This window comes from Ulvibacterium sp., assembly GCF_965248315.1.
Classification (GTDB): domain Bacteria; phylum Bacteroidota; class Bacteroidia; order Flavobacteriales; family Flavobacteriaceae; genus Ulvibacterium.
Window position 1 is genome coordinate 2,517,713 of the sequence record NZ_CBDFIX010000002.1, and the last position, 17,416, is coordinate 2,535,128.

The 17,416-nt window shown below is 42.8% G+C and carries 18 protein-coding genes and 1 tRNA gene; 9 read left to right on the top strand and 10 right to left on the bottom strand.

The features are described from left to right. Nucleotides 1-201 precede the first annotated feature (201 nt). Nucleotides 202-570 (top strand): GntR family transcriptional regulator, encoded by a 369-nt coding sequence (locus tag ACP2AF_RS12525; RefSeq protein WP_425236497.1) that lies wholly within the window; start codon nt 202-204, stop codon nt 568-570. A 1-nt stretch (nt 571) separates the two neighbouring features. Further along, nucleotides 572-1,465, top strand: coding sequence for a slipin family protein (locus ACP2AF_RS12530; RefSeq protein WP_425236498.1), 894 nt, complete (start codon nt 572-574; stop codon nt 1,463-1,465). A 75-nt stretch (nt 1,466-1,540) separates the two neighbouring features. Here the strand turns inward: ACP2AF_RS12530 and ACP2AF_RS12535 are convergent, their stop codons facing one another. The 8 genes from ACP2AF_RS12535 to ACP2AF_RS12570 all read right to left on the bottom strand — a co-directional run bounded on the left by ACP2AF_RS12535 (nt 1,541) and on the right by ACP2AF_RS12570 (nt 7,773). Continuing rightward, nucleotides 1,541-1,954 (bottom strand): DUF6855 family protein, encoded by a 414-nt coding sequence (locus ACP2AF_RS12535; protein WP_425236499.1) that lies wholly within the window; start codon nt 1,952-1,954, stop codon nt 1,541-1,543. 7 nt (nt 1,955-1,961) lie between these two features. Next, nucleotides 1,962-2,429: a hypothetical protein gene (locus ACP2AF_RS12540; protein WP_425236500.1), complete on the bottom strand. Its 468-nt coding sequence runs from the start codon at nt 2,427-2,429 to the stop codon at nt 1,962-1,964. Between the two features lie 68 nt (nt 2,430-2,497). Further along, nucleotides 2,498-3,334, bottom strand: coding sequence for an RNA polymerase sigma factor (locus ACP2AF_RS12545; protein ID WP_425236501.1), 837 nt, complete (start codon nt 3,332-3,334; stop codon nt 2,498-2,500). A gap of 121 nt (nt 3,335-3,455) precedes the next feature. Further along, nucleotides 3,456-4,262 carry a DUF4198 domain-containing protein gene (locus ACP2AF_RS12550; RefSeq protein WP_425236502.1) on the bottom strand — a complete coding sequence of 269 codons (807 nt, stop codon included), beginning with the start codon at nt 4,260-4,262 and terminating at the stop codon, nt 3,456-3,458. 130 nt (nt 4,263-4,392) lie between these two features. Further along, nucleotides 4,393-4,743, bottom strand: a complete 351-nt coding sequence (locus ACP2AF_RS12555) for a hypothetical protein (RefSeq protein ID WP_425236503.1) — start codon at nt 4,741-4,743, stop codon at nt 4,393-4,395. 80 nt (nt 4,744-4,823) lie between these two features. Beyond that, nucleotides 4,824-5,393, bottom strand: coding sequence for a DUF427 domain-containing protein (locus ACP2AF_RS12560; RefSeq protein ID WP_425236504.1), 570 nt, complete (start codon nt 5,391-5,393; stop codon nt 4,824-4,826). Between the two features lie 383 nt (nt 5,394-5,776). Further along, nucleotides 5,777-6,856, bottom strand: a complete 1,080-nt coding sequence (locus tag ACP2AF_RS12565) for a hypothetical protein (RefSeq protein WP_425236505.1) — start codon at nt 6,854-6,856, stop codon at nt 5,777-5,779. 143 nt (nt 6,857-6,999) lie between these two features. Beyond that, the gene (locus tag ACP2AF_RS12570; RefSeq protein ID WP_425236506.1) at nt 7,000-7,773 is read right to left on the bottom strand and encodes a hypothetical protein; all 774 of its coding nucleotides are present in this window, start codon (nt 7,771-7,773) and stop codon (nt 7,000-7,002) included. Nucleotides 7,774-8,072: 299 nt separating this feature from the next. Here ACP2AF_RS12570 and ACP2AF_RS12575 point away from each other — a divergent pair, with 299 nt between their 5' ends. From ACP2AF_RS12575 to ACP2AF_RS12600, 6 genes are all read left to right on the top strand, one after another. Next, nucleotides 8,073-8,822 (top strand): DeoR/GlpR family DNA-binding transcription regulator, encoded by a 750-nt coding sequence (locus ACP2AF_RS12575; RefSeq protein ID WP_425236507.1) that lies wholly within the window; start codon nt 8,073-8,075, stop codon nt 8,820-8,822. A gap of 155 nt (nt 8,823-8,977) precedes the next feature. Beyond that, entirely contained in the window at nt 8,978-9,964 is a 987-nt protein-coding gene (locus tag ACP2AF_RS12580; protein ID WP_425236508.1) for an ROK family protein, read from the top strand. Beyond that, nucleotides 9,954-11,123, top strand: coding sequence for an MFS transporter (locus ACP2AF_RS12585; protein WP_425236509.1), 1,170 nt, complete (start codon nt 9,954-9,956; stop codon nt 11,121-11,123). Before ACP2AF_RS12580 ends, ACP2AF_RS12585 begins: the two co-directional genes overlap by 11 nt. 11 nt (nt 11,124-11,134) lie before the next feature. Next, entirely contained in the window at nt 11,135-11,896 is a 762-nt protein-coding gene (locus tag ACP2AF_RS12590; protein ID WP_425236510.1) for a sugar isomerase domain-containing protein, read from the top strand. Nucleotides 11,897-11,981: 85 nt separating this feature from the next. Further along, complete coding sequence (locus ACP2AF_RS12595; RefSeq protein ID WP_425236511.1) at nt 11,982-14,486, top strand: glycoside hydrolase family 9 protein; 2,505 nt, start codon at nt 11,982-11,984, stop codon at nt 14,484-14,486. A gap of 43 nt (nt 14,487-14,529) precedes the next feature. Next, nucleotides 14,530-15,729: a heparan-alpha-glucosaminide N-acetyltransferase domain-containing protein gene (locus ACP2AF_RS12600; protein WP_425236512.1), complete on the top strand. Its 1,200-nt coding sequence runs from the start codon at nt 14,530-14,532 to the stop codon at nt 15,727-15,729. 425 nt (nt 15,730-16,154) lie between these two features. Here the strand turns inward: ACP2AF_RS12600 and ACP2AF_RS12605 are convergent. Continuing rightward, nucleotides 16,155-16,227 (bottom strand) — tRNA-Lys (locus tag ACP2AF_RS12605). A 169-nt stretch (nt 16,228-16,396) separates the two neighbouring features. Here ACP2AF_RS12605 and ACP2AF_RS12610 point away from each other — a divergent pair. Next, nucleotides 16,397-16,912, top strand: coding sequence for a shikimate kinase (locus ACP2AF_RS12610; RefSeq protein WP_425236513.1), 516 nt, complete (start codon nt 16,397-16,399; stop codon nt 16,910-16,912). Here ACP2AF_RS12610 and ACP2AF_RS12615 read toward each other — a convergent pair. Then, complete coding sequence (locus ACP2AF_RS12615; RefSeq protein ID WP_425236514.1) at nt 16,904-17,401, bottom strand: phosphoribosyltransferase family protein; 498 nt, start codon at nt 17,399-17,401, stop codon at nt 16,904-16,906. The genes ACP2AF_RS12610 and ACP2AF_RS12615 overlap by 9 nt on opposite strands. Nucleotides 17,402-17,416 lie beyond the last annotated feature (15 nt).

The following is a 17,416-nucleotide window of genomic DNA, read 5'->3' on the forward strand; positions in this document are numbered from 1 at the left end:
AACTTAAAGCCATCAGCGGTAATACTATTAGCAGATTTTCTTCGTCTTTTCTGAGCTTTGGTACGTTTTGGGAATTAAATGCTCTCTACTAATTTACCTTGGATTAGATAGTTTTTGCACGGTAAGAAGATAACTTAAGAGCATTTAAAAAATTTGTTGTATGTTTGTACTATATGTATAGTACAATATTATAATAGTATAATGATCAAATTTAAATTGGACCCTAAGACTGGAATCCCATTTTACAGGCAAATCATTGATCAAATCAAGTTTGGTATTGCCTCCGGAAACTTAAAAACAGGTGAACAACTTCCTACGGTTAGGTCTTTGGCTGTGGATTTGAAGGTCAATTTAAATACCATTGCCAAGGCCTACAAGGAGCTTGAAATCCAAAATGTACTAGAGACGCATCAGGGTACGGGTACTTTTATCAACGAGAACAAAATCCGGATATCGGCGAAGGAAAGGGCGCAAAAACTTGGTGAAATATGTAACGAGTTTACTTCCATTGCCTACAGCTATGGATTTACGATAGACGAGATAATCGATCAACTGCAAAATCAAAAATAATATGAAAGCGATCACCAAAAAATTTTGGAACCCCATTTCCGCGACCGTAATGATAACCACATCAAGTATATGTTTAGCGCTTTACTACTTTGATGTGGTCAACTCCCAACAACTGGCTGTACTATTGTTGGCTTGTCTGTTGTTATCAAGATCCATACATATAGCGGATCAGTGGGAAAAAGCGGTCGTACTAAGGATGGGCAAGTTCCAGGGCCTAAGGGGACCAGGTATATTTTTTATTATTCCTATCATCGATCAAATAGACAAATACATTGATCAGCGTGTAAGGGTTACGGATTTTAAGGCGGAACAGACCTTGACGAAAGATACGGTTCCGGTAAATGTGGATGCCGTGGTATATTGGACGGTTTGGGATGTTGAAAAGGCCGCCCTTGAGGTGCAGGAATATGAAAGGGCCATTTTCTATATTGCTCAGACCGGATTACGGGATATTATTGGGAAACACGAGTTGGCGGATATTCTTCAGGAAAGGGAAAAGATTGCGGAGGATTTACAAAAGGTTTTGGACCATAATACGAATCCCTGGGGCATTACGTGCCAAACAGTTGGGATAAAGGATATAATCATCCCTCAGGTTTTGGCGGATGCCATGAGTAAAGAAGCCCAGGCGGAACGTGAGCGCAGGGCACGAGTAATCCTTGGAACGGCCGAAACGGAAATTGCCCATAAATTTTCAGAAGCCAGTGAACGCTATAAAGAGAATCCCGTTGCCTTGCACCTTCGGGGAATGAATATGTTATTTGAAGGTTTAAAGGAAAAGGGGTCCATGGTCATTGTACCCAGTTCGGCATTGGATTCCATGAATCTTGGGGCCGTGGGCGGATTGGTCTCCTTGGCAAAAGGTAACGAGGAAGAATTTCCGGGTATGGACTAAATATTTGATTATTGATAAATTGAATATTGGAAGGCCGGACCGGGGCTCTTCATAAGACCCAATATTGCCTATTTTTTATTTAGCCTTCATTTTGTTTCCCCTCCTTTCATGTGTCACTTCGGCAAGTCCCAGAGCCTCCATAAGTGGTGGAATATACATGCCGAACCGGCCCTTAAATCCTTTTTTTAGACCATACCAATCACCAATAGGGTTTTCCGGAGATCTGCCCCAATGTTCAACAGTATCGGGTTTTGTTTCCACTTTTTCATCTTTACTGCCCAGTTCCATCCAATCGCCTCGTTTTTTGAGCATCTGGTGCAAGTCCTCAATGCAGCGTATATCGTAGTGCAGTACGGTCGATTTTACCGTACATACGAGTATCTCTCTGCCATCTTTTTCGTCTACGTGCATGGTGTATTCCGATGATTGTGGAGGTGTCTTAAGCACCATTGGATTTTCTTTTGTTCCGATTTTTTCTCTGTAGTTCATGTCGTTGTTATTTTGAGTTTTGGATTAATTCCGCTTCTTTCATAAGGTCCTTGGCGAATTTTTCAAAGGATTGGTCAAAGGGTGGTATCATTTTGGCGAACAAAGGAAACATAGGGCCGCCTATTTTCTCTGTCATCGTAAAGTTGGTAAGTTCGTCACCGACTGTTTTTAAGGTGTACGTACGTGTGCCCATGGCATCGCCCCAGACTAAACGGTTCTCAGCCTCAAATTCCTTTACTTTTAGCTTAAAGGCCCTTTTGGGGTCAAGTACCGATTTGAGTTTAATTTTTTCACCTTTGGCTATATCGCCTTCAATGGATAGTATAGTGCTATTCCAACGGCTGTAATCCTCTGCATTGATCAATAATGCCCAAATAATACTCTTGTTGGCTTGGATATCGATACGTACTGCGGTTTCTCTACTAAAGACTTTTTTGCGAGTTACGGCTTTGCCGTCTGATGCCATTTTTGTCATTTTCTGTTCTTTTTCGTTTCATGTATATTCTTTTGACGTTTGAACAGGATATAACGATAGGCAATTTGTTATTTTTTTTTGGTGATATCGTCCATCACCTTTCTATTATGCTCTAAATGATGTAATTGAAGGTCTGAGCCATTGGAATTAAAAGGATCAATGTTCTTAACGATTTCAAGTCGTAAATCCAGCAAGTGCTCTCTGTTGGGATTATTCGCTTTTTTTGCAAATTCTATTTTATTCTTTTCCTCCTCAAAATTCTGTTTCGGATTAAAAATACCGTTGAGTTCCGAACATTGATGACAGGTTCCCTTCTTGTTGATCAAGGCACATCGCCCTTCAAAAATTTTGATCATTTTGGCACGTGCCGTATGCAGATAATATTTGACCATTGCCTCGGTGATATCCAAAATTCTGCTGATTTCCAATACCTTGAATTCGTGGACTTCTTTTAGCAGGAGGCAGATTTGTTGTTCGAGCGGTAGTGATTTTGAAATACAGGTAAGACAAAAATTTATATGCTCCTTGATTTCAAATTTTGCTTGCTGCGATGTTTGTTGGATTTGCATTATTTCCGGAAAATAGTTGGGATTGGACAATGCTTTCTCGCGGCAAATGTCCGTAACATTTTCGGTCCAACGTTTTTTTGCGCGTAGATTGTCCTTTGCAAGGTTTGAAGCAATGGTAAAGATCCATGTCCTCACAGAACTTTCGCCACGGAACGTATCCATTTTCTCCGAGGCCTTGATAAAAGTGTCCTGAACAATATCCTCCGAGTCCTGAATGCTCGCTGTAATCCTTAGTATGTAGGCCTTAAGTTGTGGCCTTGCCTTTTCAAATTCGGCGATGAATTGTGCGTTGGTCATTTTTTCTTTTAGCTTTAAATCCGGGATATTGTATTGCATACCTGTCTGATGGGGTAGCCGTATATCCCTAAAGGGAATTTTGTTGGAAATCCTTGATTTAAACTTTGGCAGAGCTTATGTATAGGGGTTTTTCTTAACCTTTGCCTTACCATGCTCCGCTCTATTTTACTTCAAAGGTCAGCGTGGCCCAATTGGATTCATAATCAAATTCCTCTTCTTTACTTTCCTGCATGTGAATTGTGGCAATATACCATTGGCCCACATTGGCAATCGTAAAGCTGACTTCCCCTTTTTCGTTGGTTTTTAAGGAAGTTTCCTCCTTGCCCTGCTCTTCCAAAGTTGTACGTGAGCTTATATGAACGGTTTGATTGCCCAGTGGCTCACCCCGATATACAAGTTTGAATGATACATCATCACCAACCGATAGTTCATAGGGATTTTTCAAAGGGATGAATTCAATGGGGTAATTCAATTGGGTTGAAAAGTCGTCCGTTCTTGTATCGTCTACTTGAAAGAGGGCCTTAACGTGTTTGGAATACTTTTCTTTAGCGGTCTGATCGAAGATTCCCTTGTTTTTTCTATCCGAAATTACCCTGGTCAATCCTTCGTGTTCCAGGTAGGCCGTAAAATCCTTTCCGTTAAGTTCTATAGCCCTGGGGAGGGTAGATATCCCTGCCACGTAAGTGCCGGCTTTGCCGGTTTTGAATTTTAAATAGGTGATGTCATCGGTATCATAAAAATCATCGGAGGTAGGTATAAAATTGTAGTTGGGACCGAGTATTTTTGGATTGATGATTCGGTCTCTGGTGATTACATTTTCGCTTTTATCAAATGTTCCGTTAAAAAGGTAAAGTTCCTCTTGGCTATTTTCTTCAAAAAAATAACGGTCGGACTTCAGGAACAGTTCATGGGATGATAAAAGTAAGTACAGGATTACTAGAAAAAAGGTGGTATATATTCTTCTCATTTCAGCACAACTATTTTTTACGTATAACAAAGTTATGGCAATGTAAGATACATTGCGATATTCCAAATAAAATTGATGAGATAAATACACCCTTATCCATAATATCACAGATGGGATTTAAGCTGAAAACTTATAGGGCTTTATATATCTTGAGGTGGAATTGTTTTGTGCTATCCACTTCAAAAACCCTCATTTTATAATCATCCTTTGGTTCGTATACCGTCATTTCGGATAGACCTGAGCTTGATAACTGATCGGCATGTGGATATTGGCCAATGGCCTCGGTAGATTGCCCTTGTGGCCCAATCGTGTTCTCAGATTGTCTTTTCAATAGGGTAGAGGGTTCTGTACTTGTATCACTCCGGTGCTTCCTAACCAAGGTGTTATTCCGATCTGCATCTTCTGATTGTTGTAGATCCTGGGCATGCAAAGGGTAAATTCCCAACCATACCATTGCGATGAGATAAAAGAACTTTTCCATATCAAAATAGTTTCAGTATCTAAATTTAATGAATTACAATCCCGGATCTAAATTTTTAAAGGTGGATCTTTAGAAAAGGTTCACCAATGTTCGGTTCCTGGATTCCCTTTAAAAGGTCCAACTAGGTCAGGAGTTATCCATCCCGCATAGAATCTACCGGGTTGGGGCAGGACCTTTATCCCATCCACTTTGCAATCCAGATATTGGGGATAGAAGGCCAAATGATGCTTTAGTCCTTCAAACTCACTAAAAGGTTTTGGATATGACCAGGCCACCGGTAGGTCCGTCATATCTTTTAGTGCCCAATAGACGGCACTGCCCTTCCATTCGCATAATGAGGTTTTTCTGGGCATGCAAACAAGCATACTTATGTCGATATCCTGTTCTGGGATGTAGTATGTTGGCGGACTGGCGGTCTCCAGTACGGCAAGGGCATCTTTGGAATTGGCAATAGGTCTGTCCTTATAGTGGATTGTTACCGGTTTGGTCACTTTTTCGATGATGGGTGGGCGCGGAAAGTCCCAAACCGAGCGTTGTCCTTTTTGGGGTTCAATGGCAAATGGGGGTCTCTTTTCACCTTTGTGGCTCCAGCCTTCGCGGGCCTTCTGCAACCAGTTTGCTTTGGTATTGCTTCGCGCATTGGATTTCATGGGATTAACCTAAATTCTTAGTACATTAAAATGTCAAGATATTTCCCCATTTTAAAAGAAATAGGGTTAAGAGTGTAAATCCTATACTATATAAAATTGCACCTTGCCAATACGATAATCGCGTTGGCCATTGTCTCCACATCTTTGCACCATATTCTCTTCTGGCATATGCACGGGTAAGCCTCCAAAAAAGAAAAGAGAATAGTAAGAAAATCAATAGCGCGAAGAATATTAGCCATTTTTTTTCCATTTGCTGAACTTTTGGATGTGTTCTCAATTGTTACCTACATCGCAATGCTTCTGGTTGAAGATAACCAAAAAATAACGAATAAATATCGGCAGATTGTTAATTATAGCTCATCACAGCAGCATCTTCGATAACTTTATTTTTGATAATTGCTTTGCCACACGGAAAAGGAAGCTCTTTCCATACCATTCTCATCCAAAAGACCCGTATCTCTCCATATTTGTCCAAGATCTTTCACTTCCTCAGGAAAAGTTTCCCAAAGCGCATCATAATCTCGGTGCGCCCACCAAATGATGAATTCGTAAGCTTGGGTATCAGCATTCTCCAATAAAGTTTCGAGATAAACGTTTTGTTCATTTTCATTGCCGTCAATGGACACACTTAGATTTGGAATCACTAAGTTTTCCGCAATATGGGCGGTTTCTACAAAGGCAATCGGAGGAATGGCTTGGTCATGTAAAAAGTCCAGCGCCTCCTGGAACCCCGTTTTTGAGCTTAGATTTTTCAAAAAAGGGTAGAAGCTGATTGCCAAAAAGTCATTTTGATTTACATGATCCATGATGTCCCTAATATAGGTTTGCGGATCTGACACTTCAGGTTCGTACAAATTATGCAATGAGATGGATTCTGAAATTTTTAAATCGGGGTAGGACTGCTTAATTCTTGTCTTAACATCAAAAATCAAGTTGGTATAGGAGTCCCATTTTTCTGGGGACCTAAGCCGAAGCTCATTGACTTCAATAGCGATAACCAGATAATCCGGTGCAAATGCATCCACTAAGTAGCTGATATGCTTAAAATACGCCTCCCTAATATGGGCATCATCAAGGTTATCATAAGCGGGTACTGTATTGTCAAAATCCGAGGCCAGTTCATCCCGGTTTGAATTCAATAAGCTGACAGAAAGCAATACTGGTTTCCCGGAAATTTTTCTGTTGGCCCGTCCCATAATTTCGTTGGTGAATTCTGATGGTAAGGGCAGGTCATTGATCCATGCATTCCAAGGAATGTTGTTATCAATATGTTCGGCGTATATATCGGCGTTACCCGTTATAAATGAATAGGTGTCATTTACATCTTCTAAATTGGGCCCATAACTCCATGTGGTAAACCCCATCTTAAACTCCCTTCCCGATAGTGCTGCAACGCCCGGCTCATCCTCGGAGCAGTTGGTCAGAAGGCATACAAGTAAGGCCGCGACTATAGTATTTTTCATTTGTATAGTATTGTTACTAACAATAGTATAACTAACGGTTCTGTGCATGATTAGTTGCTTGGGTCAGTGCTTAAAGTGCGATTGAAAGGCACCTTCCACCCCCAAAATCCCTTTTCGCTAGGTTGCCTAGGGATGTACATTTCCTAGTCACAGTTTTGCTTAACACTAAAGTCGTCCGCCTGGGATAAGGCCTCATTCTGGGAAATGTCCTCCTTGTGAAGCAATATCCGGTCTATGGCATGAAAGTCCGAACGGGCCGAGATTTCCATGAGATATATGTTGGGTGTGTCGAAGGTCACATAAATGTCATGGGCGTCGTGGTCCGAGGTCCGGGCCTGCCATTTGAAAGCATTGTCATCGCCGCTCCGGTATACCTTGAACCAACCCTCTTTTGAGGCCCCATTGGGGTTAGGTTCCTTCCCGGAACCATCGGGATAGACTCTGCTGCCACCATCTTTCATCCCAAAGAAGTCCTGGGCATCCGGAAAACGCAACCAGGAATCATTGTGTTCCGTTCCGTTATCTCCTTTTCGGTACGATGATTTCCAAGTGAATCTATAGGTGCCGGTATCGGTTATTCTAACGGGAAAAGTTACCATGCCATTACCGGGATTGCCCATACTGGGGTCGTCCTCCCATTGCATATAGCCGTCACCGGAAACGTCATTTGCATCATTTTTCAACACCCAACCTTCCGGGAAACTATTGTCCTCAAATTCAATGGATAGGATACCGTCTTTTTCCTCAAAAACGAATCCAATTGAACCTGGGCAATCATTCCCTGGTTCTTTAGGATCTTGCGCATCTTCATGTTCCGTACTATCTTCCATTAACTGTTCCTCCAAGGAGGCTTCCTCATTGCTACAGGATGGGAAGGCAAATACAATGATAAGGCATACGATAAATACGGTTCTCATGATTTGGATTTTGACTGGAAAACGCCAAAAGCAAAATCCATATTGTTCAAGCATGGGAACATTCGATGAAATTCAGTCTAAAAGACAGCAGGTTACCCGACTTTTCGTCAAAACCAAGTGGACCATCCTATTAAAAGCAGGAAATGGACAATTCAATTATCCCGGTCACTTCAAACAGATGTCCTCCAAGTTGAATACTTCTTGTTTGGGTACGTCTTTTTTGCACTATTTTCCACTTTTTATGCATGTTTTCTACATTTTCATGCAAAATCGTACATTTGGAGCCTTACTTTGTATACATGCAAAAAGACAAAAGACAGGAGGTAATTCTCGAAAAACTCCAGTTGGAAGGTAAGGTGGTTACCCTACAATTGGCCGAAAAACTCTTGGTATCCGAGGATACGATTCGCAGGGACCTTAATGAAATGGCGCAAAAGGGACTGCTTTCCAAAGTGCATGGCGGCGCAATTTCCTCCATTCAAAAATTATATTACTACAACGACAACGTCGTAAAAAATCAAGAGGAAAAAAATCGTATTGCCAAAAAGGCCTCAAGCCTATTGCAAAATGGAATGACGATCATAATAAGTGATGGTACCACCAATCTCGCTTTTGCTCGGAGTATTCCAAAAGATTTAAAGGCCACGGTCTTTACCTATTGTTTGCCCATAGCCATGGAACTGACCGAACATCCGGGAATCGAGATTATTTTTTTGGGTGGGAAAATCGAGAAAAAATCCATGGTGAGCCTGGGGAATGAGGTCGTGAATAAATTTTCCAATATTCATGTGGATTTATGCTTTCTAGGCACGGGAAGCATAGGCCCTCTTGAGGGAATAACCGAAGGTTCCTATGAAGTTTCCCTAATTAAAAGAGCCATTATAGCCGCATCCGATAGGGTCATCTCGCTGGCCACATCAAACAAATTGGGACGGCGACAGCCCTATACTATTTGCAAACCCGCTGAAATCGGATTACTGATTACGGAGTTGGATCCAGCGGACAACAAGTTATCCCAATTTGCGGAAGCGGGGATTCAATTACGCTGATCCAATCGTATTTCTGCCTACACTGCAGATTTCTGTCTGGATTAGGGTAGGCAATTGACCAATGTTAAACTTGCCGTTTTTTTGCATGTTTATAAATATATATTGCATTTTATATTCATTATTGAATATATTTATATCGAATTTGTTGCGATTTCATGAAAAGAACGCCTACGGTAATCGGTATTGATATTGGTGGAACCAAGATTTCCGCCGCCTTGTTTCATCATAAGGGAGACCTATTGCACAAAGAGGTGCGGGCCTTGGCCGATAGAAAAGGGGAGGAGGTCATCGCTTTGATCGGTGCCATGATCCAATCGCTTATGGATTATGCGCAGAAAGGGGCTCATAAGGTCATCGCTATTGGCGCCTGTGTCCCCGGCATCTACGATCCTATCAAGAAAACCGTGTGGGCCCCCAACATTCCGGATTGGGACCATATCCCATTTCAGGAAGAACTTAGGAAGTATCTGGAAGATCAATCCATACATATCATTTTGGAGAGCGACCGATCTTGCTACATCCTGGGAGAGGCTTGGAAAGGTTGTGCCAAAGGTTGTGCCGACGCAATTTTCATTGCCGTAGGCACGGGTATAGGTGCTGGAATACTATCGGGTGGGAGAATTATCAATGGTAATGGAGGTATTGCCGGAGCCATTGGCTGGATGGCGTTGGAACCCCCTTACGATAAAAAATATGATGCCTGGGGTAACTTGGAGCACTATGCATCCGGTGATGGTATCGCACGGAGTGCCGCAGAACTATTGGGAAAAAGCCGAACAGCAACCAGTCTTTTGGATGCCATTCCAACGGACCAGATTACAGCACATCACGTTTTCGATGCATATGAAAAACAAGATCCAGTGGCCGTTGAGGTCATTGAAAAAGCTATCAGGTATTGGGGGATGGCATTGGCCAACTTGGTAAGCATATTCAATCCCAGAAAGGTGATTTTCGGTGGTGGGGTCTTTGGGCCTGCCGACCAATTTTTGGACCGCATATTAGAGGAGGCAAAGCAGTGGGCACAACCCCTTTCCATTCAAGAAATCCAACTGGAAACTTCGGCCTTAGGGGGTGATGCTGGGTCAATCGGTGCCGCATACTTGGCCCTTACCACAATAAACGACCAAGTGCATGACGAATAAGGGGTATCACAAAGGTTACGTATTTACCGCAGCCTGCATTGGAATGTTGCTTTTTGGAGTCGTAATGATATCCTTGGGATCCATTCTACCCGAAGTTAGCGGGAAGTTTGTATTGAACGAAGCCCAAACCGGTTTTTTGACCACTCTACTGCCCTTGGGTATTTTGGTGGGTTCCCTAGTCTTTGGACCATTGATTGATTGGTTGTCCTACAAAAAAATCTTAATCGCAGGAAGTATTTTTACCTTGCTTGGGCTTGAAGGTATCGTGTTCGCCAAAAGCACAATTTTCTTGCAGGCATCCGTTTTCTGTATCGGTCTGGGTGGGGGAGTACTGAACGGTACCACCAATGCCATTGTTTCGGAGATCAGCGAAGAGAATCATAGTGCGAATCTTAGCCTATTGGGCGTTTTCTTTGGAATAGGGGCTTTGGGAACCCCGGTTGTTTTAGGTTTATGGAAAGGGCTGTATTCCTTTGAGACCATTTTTGCCCTTCTGGGAGGCCTTATAACCCTGCCGGTCTTGTTCTTTCTGATGATTCGTTTTCCAAAATCAGCCGAAACCAAGGGACTTCCTATCCAGGAAGGGCTGAAAATGGCAAAAGATCCCGTATTGCTCTTATTCGGCTTTATCCTATTTTTTCAAAGTGGTATCGAGGGACTGACCAATAACTGGACTACCACTTATCTGGAAACGATAAAGGAAATGAAGTCCGCCAACGCATTGTTTATCCTGTCCTCATTTGTTGGGGCCATTACGATTACCCGAATCGCACTGGGTAAAATTCTCCGCATGTTCCCTCCTTTAAAGGTAATGGTCGTTGGTTTTTTCATTGTCTTTATAGGAGGCTTAATACTACAATACGGCGATTCATATACCCTATTTATAGCAGGAATGATGGCCATGGGGGTAGGCCTGGCAGCAGGATTCCCGGTTATTCTGGGCTATATCGGCCAGCTATATACCCACCTTTCGGGTACGGCCTTCAGCATTGTGATTACTATTGCCCTTATCGGAAACGTCCTAACCAATTATTTGATGGGCCAAGTTTCACAATATCACGGTACCGGAGTGTTCCCCTATCTTATTCTGACCTCTGTACTTATGGTGCTCATCTTACTGTATATCACGAACAAGAAATATAATTCCAAAATAAGTTAAAACTCAATTTTATGTTAGCAAAGCAATGGCTGGATAATGCCAGAAACGTAATGGATAAAATAGAAAGTACCCAAATGGAAAACATTAAAAAGGCTGCCACTATTATGGCCGATTCCATAGAAAAAGGAAAATGGGTACATACTTTCGGATGTGGCCATGCCACCCTCCCCATCGAGGAAATGTACCCTAGGATTGGTGGTTTCGTCGGGTTTCACCCTATTGTTGAACTGCCATTGACATTCTTTACCAACATTACTGGACAAATGGGAGTGGACCAATTCATTTTCCTGGAAAGGGTGGAAGGTTATGGACGGGAAATCATGAAGGGCCATAATTTTGACAAAGAGGATACCATGTGGCTGTTTTCACACACCGGTGTAAACGCCGTAAATATCGATATTGCTCTGGAGGCCAAGGAAAAAGGGATGAAAGTAATCGTCTTCGGCTCCGCGGCGGAGGCCCGGGGCAAGACCACAAAACATTCCTGTGGAAAGACCTTGTTCGAATTGGCGGATTTGGTCGTGGATTCTTGTGCACCCTCTGAGGATGCAACGGTTCACCTAAAGAATCATATCGATAAAATTGGACCTGTATCCACCATGGCCTTTGTCACTACCGTATGGATGACCGTGACCACAGTAGCCGAAATATTGGCGGATCGGGGTGTTACATTGCACATTCACCCCTCTCACAACATCCCAGGCGATTCCACCTCAAAACAGCGATTGGCGGATGCCCTAAAGGAATACAAAAGAAGAATAGCCTCTGTTTAGCATAACCTACAAAATGCATTAGATCATTAAAGCATAAAATCATAGCCCGTACCATTAAAAATCGCATTTTAAATTTCAACTCATTATGAAAAAGTATGTTGTCCTCCTTGGCGTAATCCTGGTTGTATCCTGCGTCCAGAATCGCACCACCGAAAAATCGGGAGTGGCCGTTGTTCGGATAAATCAATTGGGATATTTACCGGAAAGTATTAAAGTGGCGGTTTTCGCGGCAAAGGAGGCTACTTCGGTCAATTCGTTCTCGCTGTACGATGCCGAGACGGACAAAGAGGTATTTGTATCAACCACACCGGTATCCAAAGGTGCCTACGGACCCTTTGAAAGCGCTTACCGCTTAAATTTTAGTGAGTACCAAACGCCGGGCACCTACTATCTTAAAGCAAATGGTACGCAATCCCCGGTATTTCGGATCAATTCGGATGTCTATGACCATTCTGCGGATTTCCTCTTGGAATACATGCGTCAGCAGCGTTGCGGATATAACCCGTTTTTGACCGATTCTTGTCATTTGGATGACGGATACATCCTGTATAACCCTGAAAGGGAGGGAGAACGAATTGATGTGACCGGAGGATGGCATGATGCCACGGATTACCTGCAATATACGGCTACCTCTGCCAATGCCGTTTTCCAATTGCTGCTATCGTACCGGGACAATCCCGAGGCTTTTGACGATGCCTATAGGGCCAATGGCCTACCGGGCCCCAATGGCATTCCGGATATTATTGATGAGGCCAAATGGGGGATGGATTGGCTTAAAAAGATGAACCCGTCTCCCACGGAGTTTTACAATCAAATTGCAGATGACCGGGATCATGTCGGTTTCCGATTGCCCAATGAGGATTCCGTGGTTTATAACCCAAAACGAAAGGGGCGACCCGTATATTTGGCCAGTGGCGAAAAACAAGGTGTATTACAATACAAAAACCGTTCTACCGGTGTAGCATCCACTGCTGGTAAGTATGCTTCGGCCTTTGCCTTGGGTGCCTCGGTCTTGAAAGATTTTTACCCAGGGTATACGGTTGACCTGCCGAAGCGTGCCCAAGACGCTTATGACTTTGGTGAAAAAAATCCGGGAGTTAGCCAGACCGCACCGGGCAGTGCACCCTATTTTTATGAAGAGGACAACTGGATGGATGATATGGAACTGGCGGCAAGCAGTCTATACAAGCTTACACAGGACGATAATTATAAGGAAAAGGCCTTGCACTATGCCTCGGAAGAAAAGATTACGCCCTGGATCGGACGTGATACGGTAGTGCACTACCAGTATTATCCGTTTTTGAATGCCGGTCATAACGAACTGGCGACGGCCTTAAAGTCACAGGAAAAGGAGACCGTCGCTTCGTATTATGACATGGGGCTTCGGTTATTGCATGAGCGAGGGAAGGACAACCCCTTCTATATTGGGGTTCCCTTTGTATGGTGCTCCAATAATTTGGTGACCGCAGCCGTGACCCAATGCAAATTGTACCATCAGTTGACCGGAGATGATACATATCTGGAAATGGAAGCCGCCCTACGCGATTGGCTTTTTGGCTGCAACATTTGGGGTACATCCATGATAGTGGGGCTTCCCAAGGACGGAGATTACCCCGTAGATCCCCATTCTTCCCTCAATCATTTAGAGGGATATCAAACTTATGGGGGTCTGATCGATGGACCGGTTTATGGTTCCATAGCGAACAGTCTTATTGGGGTTGAACTTCACGATGAGGATGAGTATGCGGAATTTCAATCGGATTTGGTAGTTTATCAGGATGATGTGGGTAGTTTTTCTACCAACGAACCCACTATGGACGGTACAGCCTGTTTGGTCTATTATCTTTCGTCCTTGGAAAATGCAAGTATCACGGGAGGCCACCGTAAAAGGCAATATACCTATGATCAAAGCGGTGCGATTATTCGAGGAGATAAGTCGGAAAGAAAAATAAATTTGATGTTCTCCGGGGATGAATATGCCGATGGAGGGGAAGAAATTCTTAAGGTCCTCGAAAAGCATGGCATTAAAGCCTCGTTCTTCTTTACCGGAAACTTTTATAGAAACAAGAATTTTGCCCCCCTTATTGAAAAAGCAAAAGATCAGGGGCACTATCTCGGGGCGCATTCCGACAAGCATCTGCTGTACAACGACTGGGAGGAAAAAAAGCGATTGGTAAGTCAGGAAGAATTTAAAGCCGATTTAAAAGCCAATTATGAGGAAATGGAAAAATACGGCATCAAGGAGGCACCGTATTTCTTGCCCCCCTATGAGTGGAACGATGAAATCATTACCCAGTGGGCCGATCAAATGGAAATTGCCGTTATCAATTATACTCCGGGGACACTTTCACATGCGGACTACACTACCCCTAAAATGGATAATTACCGAAGTACGGATCGTATTATGCAATCTATTTTGACCTTTGAGGAAAAAGAGGGATTAAACGGGTTTATGCTGCTCTCGCATATCGGTACGGAGGACGATCGCACCGACAAGTTCTATTCCAGACTGGATGATTTGATAACGACCCTCAAAGAACGCGGTTATGAATTCGACACCTTGGAAAACCTTTTGAGCTTAAAGGACTAAAGTATTGGCCTTGTTCAAAAAGTGTAGGGTAACAAAAAATAAAATGAAAAACACGGGCACGGCATCACCGAACCTTCGCATCAGCACCATAGATGTGCTACGCGCCCTGACCATGTTCCTGATGATTTTTGTCAATGATCTGTGGTCGCTTACCGGGGTTCCAAAATGGTTGGAGCATACCTTGGCGGGGGAGGATGGTATGGGATTTTCAGATGTAATTTTTCCACTTTTTTTGTTTATCGTAGGTCTGTCCATTCCGTTGGCCATTGATGTACGGTTTAAAAGAAAGGAAACCAACACCGCTATCCTTGGCCATATTCTTATGAGAACGATTGCCCTTTTGGTCATGGGGTTTTATATGGTCAATTATGGGGTAATCAATGAGGAAGCCACTGGATTGGATAAAAACATATGGCAAATTCTTATGGCCACGGCTATCTTTTTGATTTGGCTAGACTACAAGAGATTGTCCTATCTGCGAAAAGGGTTGGTTTGGGGATTACAGGCTTTGGGCCTGTTGATTCTGTTGTATTTAGCCTGGATTTACAGGGGTGGGGCATTGGAAGATATACATTGGATGCGACCGCGATGGTGGGGGATTTTAGGCTTGATCGGATGGGCTTATTTTCTGAATGTGTTACTCTACTTGGTTATCCGAAAAAGGGTTATTTACTGGGTGCCAATTTTTCTCTTGCTACTGTTTATGAACATACAGGAAAATAACTATTTTGAATCCCTTCCCAGCTTTAAACTGGTCATTAGTGCATCCAATCATGTGTTGGTTATGGCTGGCCTGTTGTGTACCGTATTTTATTTGAAGTTCAAGTCAGGGGGAGGGAAATTACCGCAATTCTTAAGTCTTGTTGCCCTGGCCAGCGGTCTTTTTGTTCTCTTTGGATTCTGGATTCGCCCGGCCTTCCCTATATCAAAAATTTTGGCCACACCTTCCTGGACGGTCATTTGTATTGGGATAAGTTTGCTATCCTATATTTTACTCTACATTTTGGTGGATTGGTGGGGCTATTCCAAATGGGCATATCCCATTAAGGCTGCCGGCACCAGTACGTTGACTTGCTACCTTATGCCCTATTTTATCTATCCCACCATAATACTGGTCGGTTTTCAATGGCCGAAATTCCTATCGGACGGTTTCATGGGTATTGTAAAATCGCTTCTTTTTTCCCTGGTGATTATACTACTGGTAAGGCTATTGGAAAAAAGAAATATCCGGCTTAAGATTTAACTTAATACCACTTGAAGTAATTGCTTTTAGATAATATCCCGTTGTTTTCAACTTGGCTTTGGCGCGCTTGGATTTACTCCAAAACAAAAACGTTACGTATTCTAAAATCGATCGATCTCCATTTTCCAAGGAATAAAATGCTTTGATTTCGCCTTCCCTCGGGGAAAATAAATCTATATTTTTGATTGAAAGTTTTCTGGTATGGATTCACTTCGTGACCTGGCTGGGTCTTCACTCGTCTTCGCTCGGGACAGGCTTCTCGCCCCACTTTTATTGCATAAAAAAACCCGACCAAAAAAGTCGGGTTTCCATGTCACTTCGTGACCTGGCTGGGTCTTCACTCGTCTTCACTCGGGACAGGCTTCTCGCCCCATTTTATTTCATAAAAAACCCGACCAAAAAAGTCGGGTTTCCATATTACTTCGTGACCTGGCTGGGGCTCGAACCCAGGACCCTCTCCTTAAAAGGGAGATGCTCTACCAACTGAGCTACCAGGTCATAATTTGTAGGTTTGGCAGGCCTGCCCGCCGAAGCAATACCAATGGTATCGCCTAAGAGGGTGCAAATATAAGATCATTAATTTATTTAACAAGTCGATTTTAGTAGAAATTTATCTTTTCTTTGCCTTCAAAAGCAAATAGAACATTTTTTAAAATAAACATTCCAGTTGAAAATAGTTTTAATAGGTTATATGGGAAGCGGCAAGTCTACCATCGGCAGAATACTGGCAGACGAATTGGGATTGGACTTTTTGGATTTGGATACATATATAGAGCATTCCGAAAGGGCTACCATTCCAGAATTGTTCAAGAAAAAGGGAGAGATTTATTTTCGCAAAAAGGAAAATGAGTATCTAAAGCACATACTGCAGGATAAACACAATTTTGTACTCTCTACCGGGGGTGGTGCCCCATGCTATGGAAATAATATGGAAATCATACAGAAGGGAACAAAAAATGTCTTTCACCTCAAAGTATCTGTAGGGGAGTTGGTAAAACGATTGGCTACCCAAAAGTCTGAGCGCCCTTTGATCAAAAATATCCAGGATTACGATTTGCCCGAATTCATTGGGAAGCATTTGTTCGAAAGAGGATTTTTTTATGAAAAGGCCTGGCACACGATTGTATGCGATGGGAAGGAAGTCGAAGAGATTGCCCAGGAAATCCGCACCTTTCTAGTCTAGATAAACCCGGTCATTTTGCGTTTCAAATTTTACATGAACATGTTCTTGCAGGGATGTAGAAAGCGAAATACCCTTATAGTCGGCCTTTACAGGATATTTTTTATGGTTCCGGTTCACCAGGACCGCCGTTTTCAGTTGTTTTAAGGGAGTCTTGAGAAAATGCTGTACCCCATAGATCAAAGTGGTACCGGAGTTCAATACATCATCCACCAGAACAACGGATTTTTGCAAGTATTCTTTTTCTGGGATAGAAGTGGTAACCCCGCTTTTTAAGGGATTACTTTTATCCATCTGTACCTTACATAAAAGAATCTTGGCTGTGGTTATCTTTTTGAGAACCATCTGTATTTTTTTGGCAAAATCAAGCCCACCACCTTCTATTCCGGCAACAATGATTTCTTGCTCATCCACATTGGCTTCATAGATTTGGTAAGCGATTCGCCGTATTTTATGTTGTATTTGGAGATGGGATAAGATGTTATTTTGCATAGAACAAATAGCTTG

What these genes read in the sequence shown, in the direction of transcription:
- ACP2AF_RS12525 (WP_425236497.1), top strand. Translation starts at nt 202, where the DNA reads ATGATCAAATTTAAATTGGACCCTAAGACTGGAATCCCATTTTACAGG.
- ACP2AF_RS12530 (WP_425236498.1), top strand. Translation starts at nt 572, where the DNA reads ATGAAAGCGATCACCAAAAAATTTTGGAACCCCATTTCCGCGACCGTA.
- ACP2AF_RS12535 (WP_425236499.1), bottom strand. Translation starts at nt 1,954, where the DNA reads ATGAACTACAGAGAAAAAATCGGAACAAAAGAAAATCCAATGGTGCTT.
- ACP2AF_RS12540 (WP_425236500.1), bottom strand. Translation starts at nt 2,429, where the DNA reads ATGACAAAAATGGCATCAGACGGCAAAGCCGTAACTCGCAAAAAAGTC.
- ACP2AF_RS12545 (WP_425236501.1), bottom strand. Translation starts at nt 3,334, where the DNA reads ATGCAATACAATATCCCGGATTTAAAGCTAAAAGAAAAAATGACCAAC.
- ACP2AF_RS12550 (WP_425236502.1), bottom strand. Translation starts at nt 4,262, where the DNA reads ATGAGAAGAATATATACCACCTTTTTTCTAGTAATCCTGTACTTACTT.
- ACP2AF_RS12555 (WP_425236503.1), bottom strand. Translation starts at nt 4,743, where the DNA reads ATGGAAAAGTTCTTTTATCTCATCGCAATGGTATGGTTGGGAATTTAC.
- ACP2AF_RS12560 (WP_425236504.1), bottom strand. Translation starts at nt 5,393, where the DNA reads ATGAAATCCAATGCGCGAAGCAATACCAAAGCAAACTGGTTGCAGAAG.
- ACP2AF_RS12565 (WP_425236505.1), bottom strand. Translation starts at nt 6,856, where the DNA reads ATGAAAAATACTATAGTCGCGGCCTTACTTGTATGCCTTCTGACCAAC.
- ACP2AF_RS12570 (WP_425236506.1), bottom strand. Translation starts at nt 7,773, where the DNA reads ATGAGAACCGTATTTATCGTATGCCTTATCATTGTATTTGCCTTCCCA.
- ACP2AF_RS12575 (WP_425236507.1), top strand. Translation starts at nt 8,073, where the DNA reads ATGCAAAAAGACAAAAGACAGGAGGTAATTCTCGAAAAACTCCAGTTG.
- ACP2AF_RS12580 (WP_425236508.1), top strand. Translation starts at nt 8,978, where the DNA reads ATGAAAAGAACGCCTACGGTAATCGGTATTGATATTGGTGGAACCAAG.
- ACP2AF_RS12585 (WP_425236509.1), top strand. Translation starts at nt 9,954, where the DNA reads ATGACGAATAAGGGGTATCACAAAGGTTACGTATTTACCGCAGCCTGC.
- ACP2AF_RS12590 (WP_425236510.1), top strand. Translation starts at nt 11,135, where the DNA reads ATGTTAGCAAAGCAATGGCTGGATAATGCCAGAAACGTAATGGATAAA.
- ACP2AF_RS12595 (WP_425236511.1), top strand. Translation starts at nt 11,982, where the DNA reads ATGAAAAAGTATGTTGTCCTCCTTGGCGTAATCCTGGTTGTATCCTGC.
- ACP2AF_RS12600 (WP_425236512.1), top strand. Translation starts at nt 14,530, where the DNA reads ATGAAAAACACGGGCACGGCATCACCGAACCTTCGCATCAGCACCATA.
- ACP2AF_RS12615 (WP_425236514.1), bottom strand. Translation starts at nt 17,401, where the DNA reads ATGCAAAATAACATCTTATCCCATCTCCAAATACAACATAAAATACGG.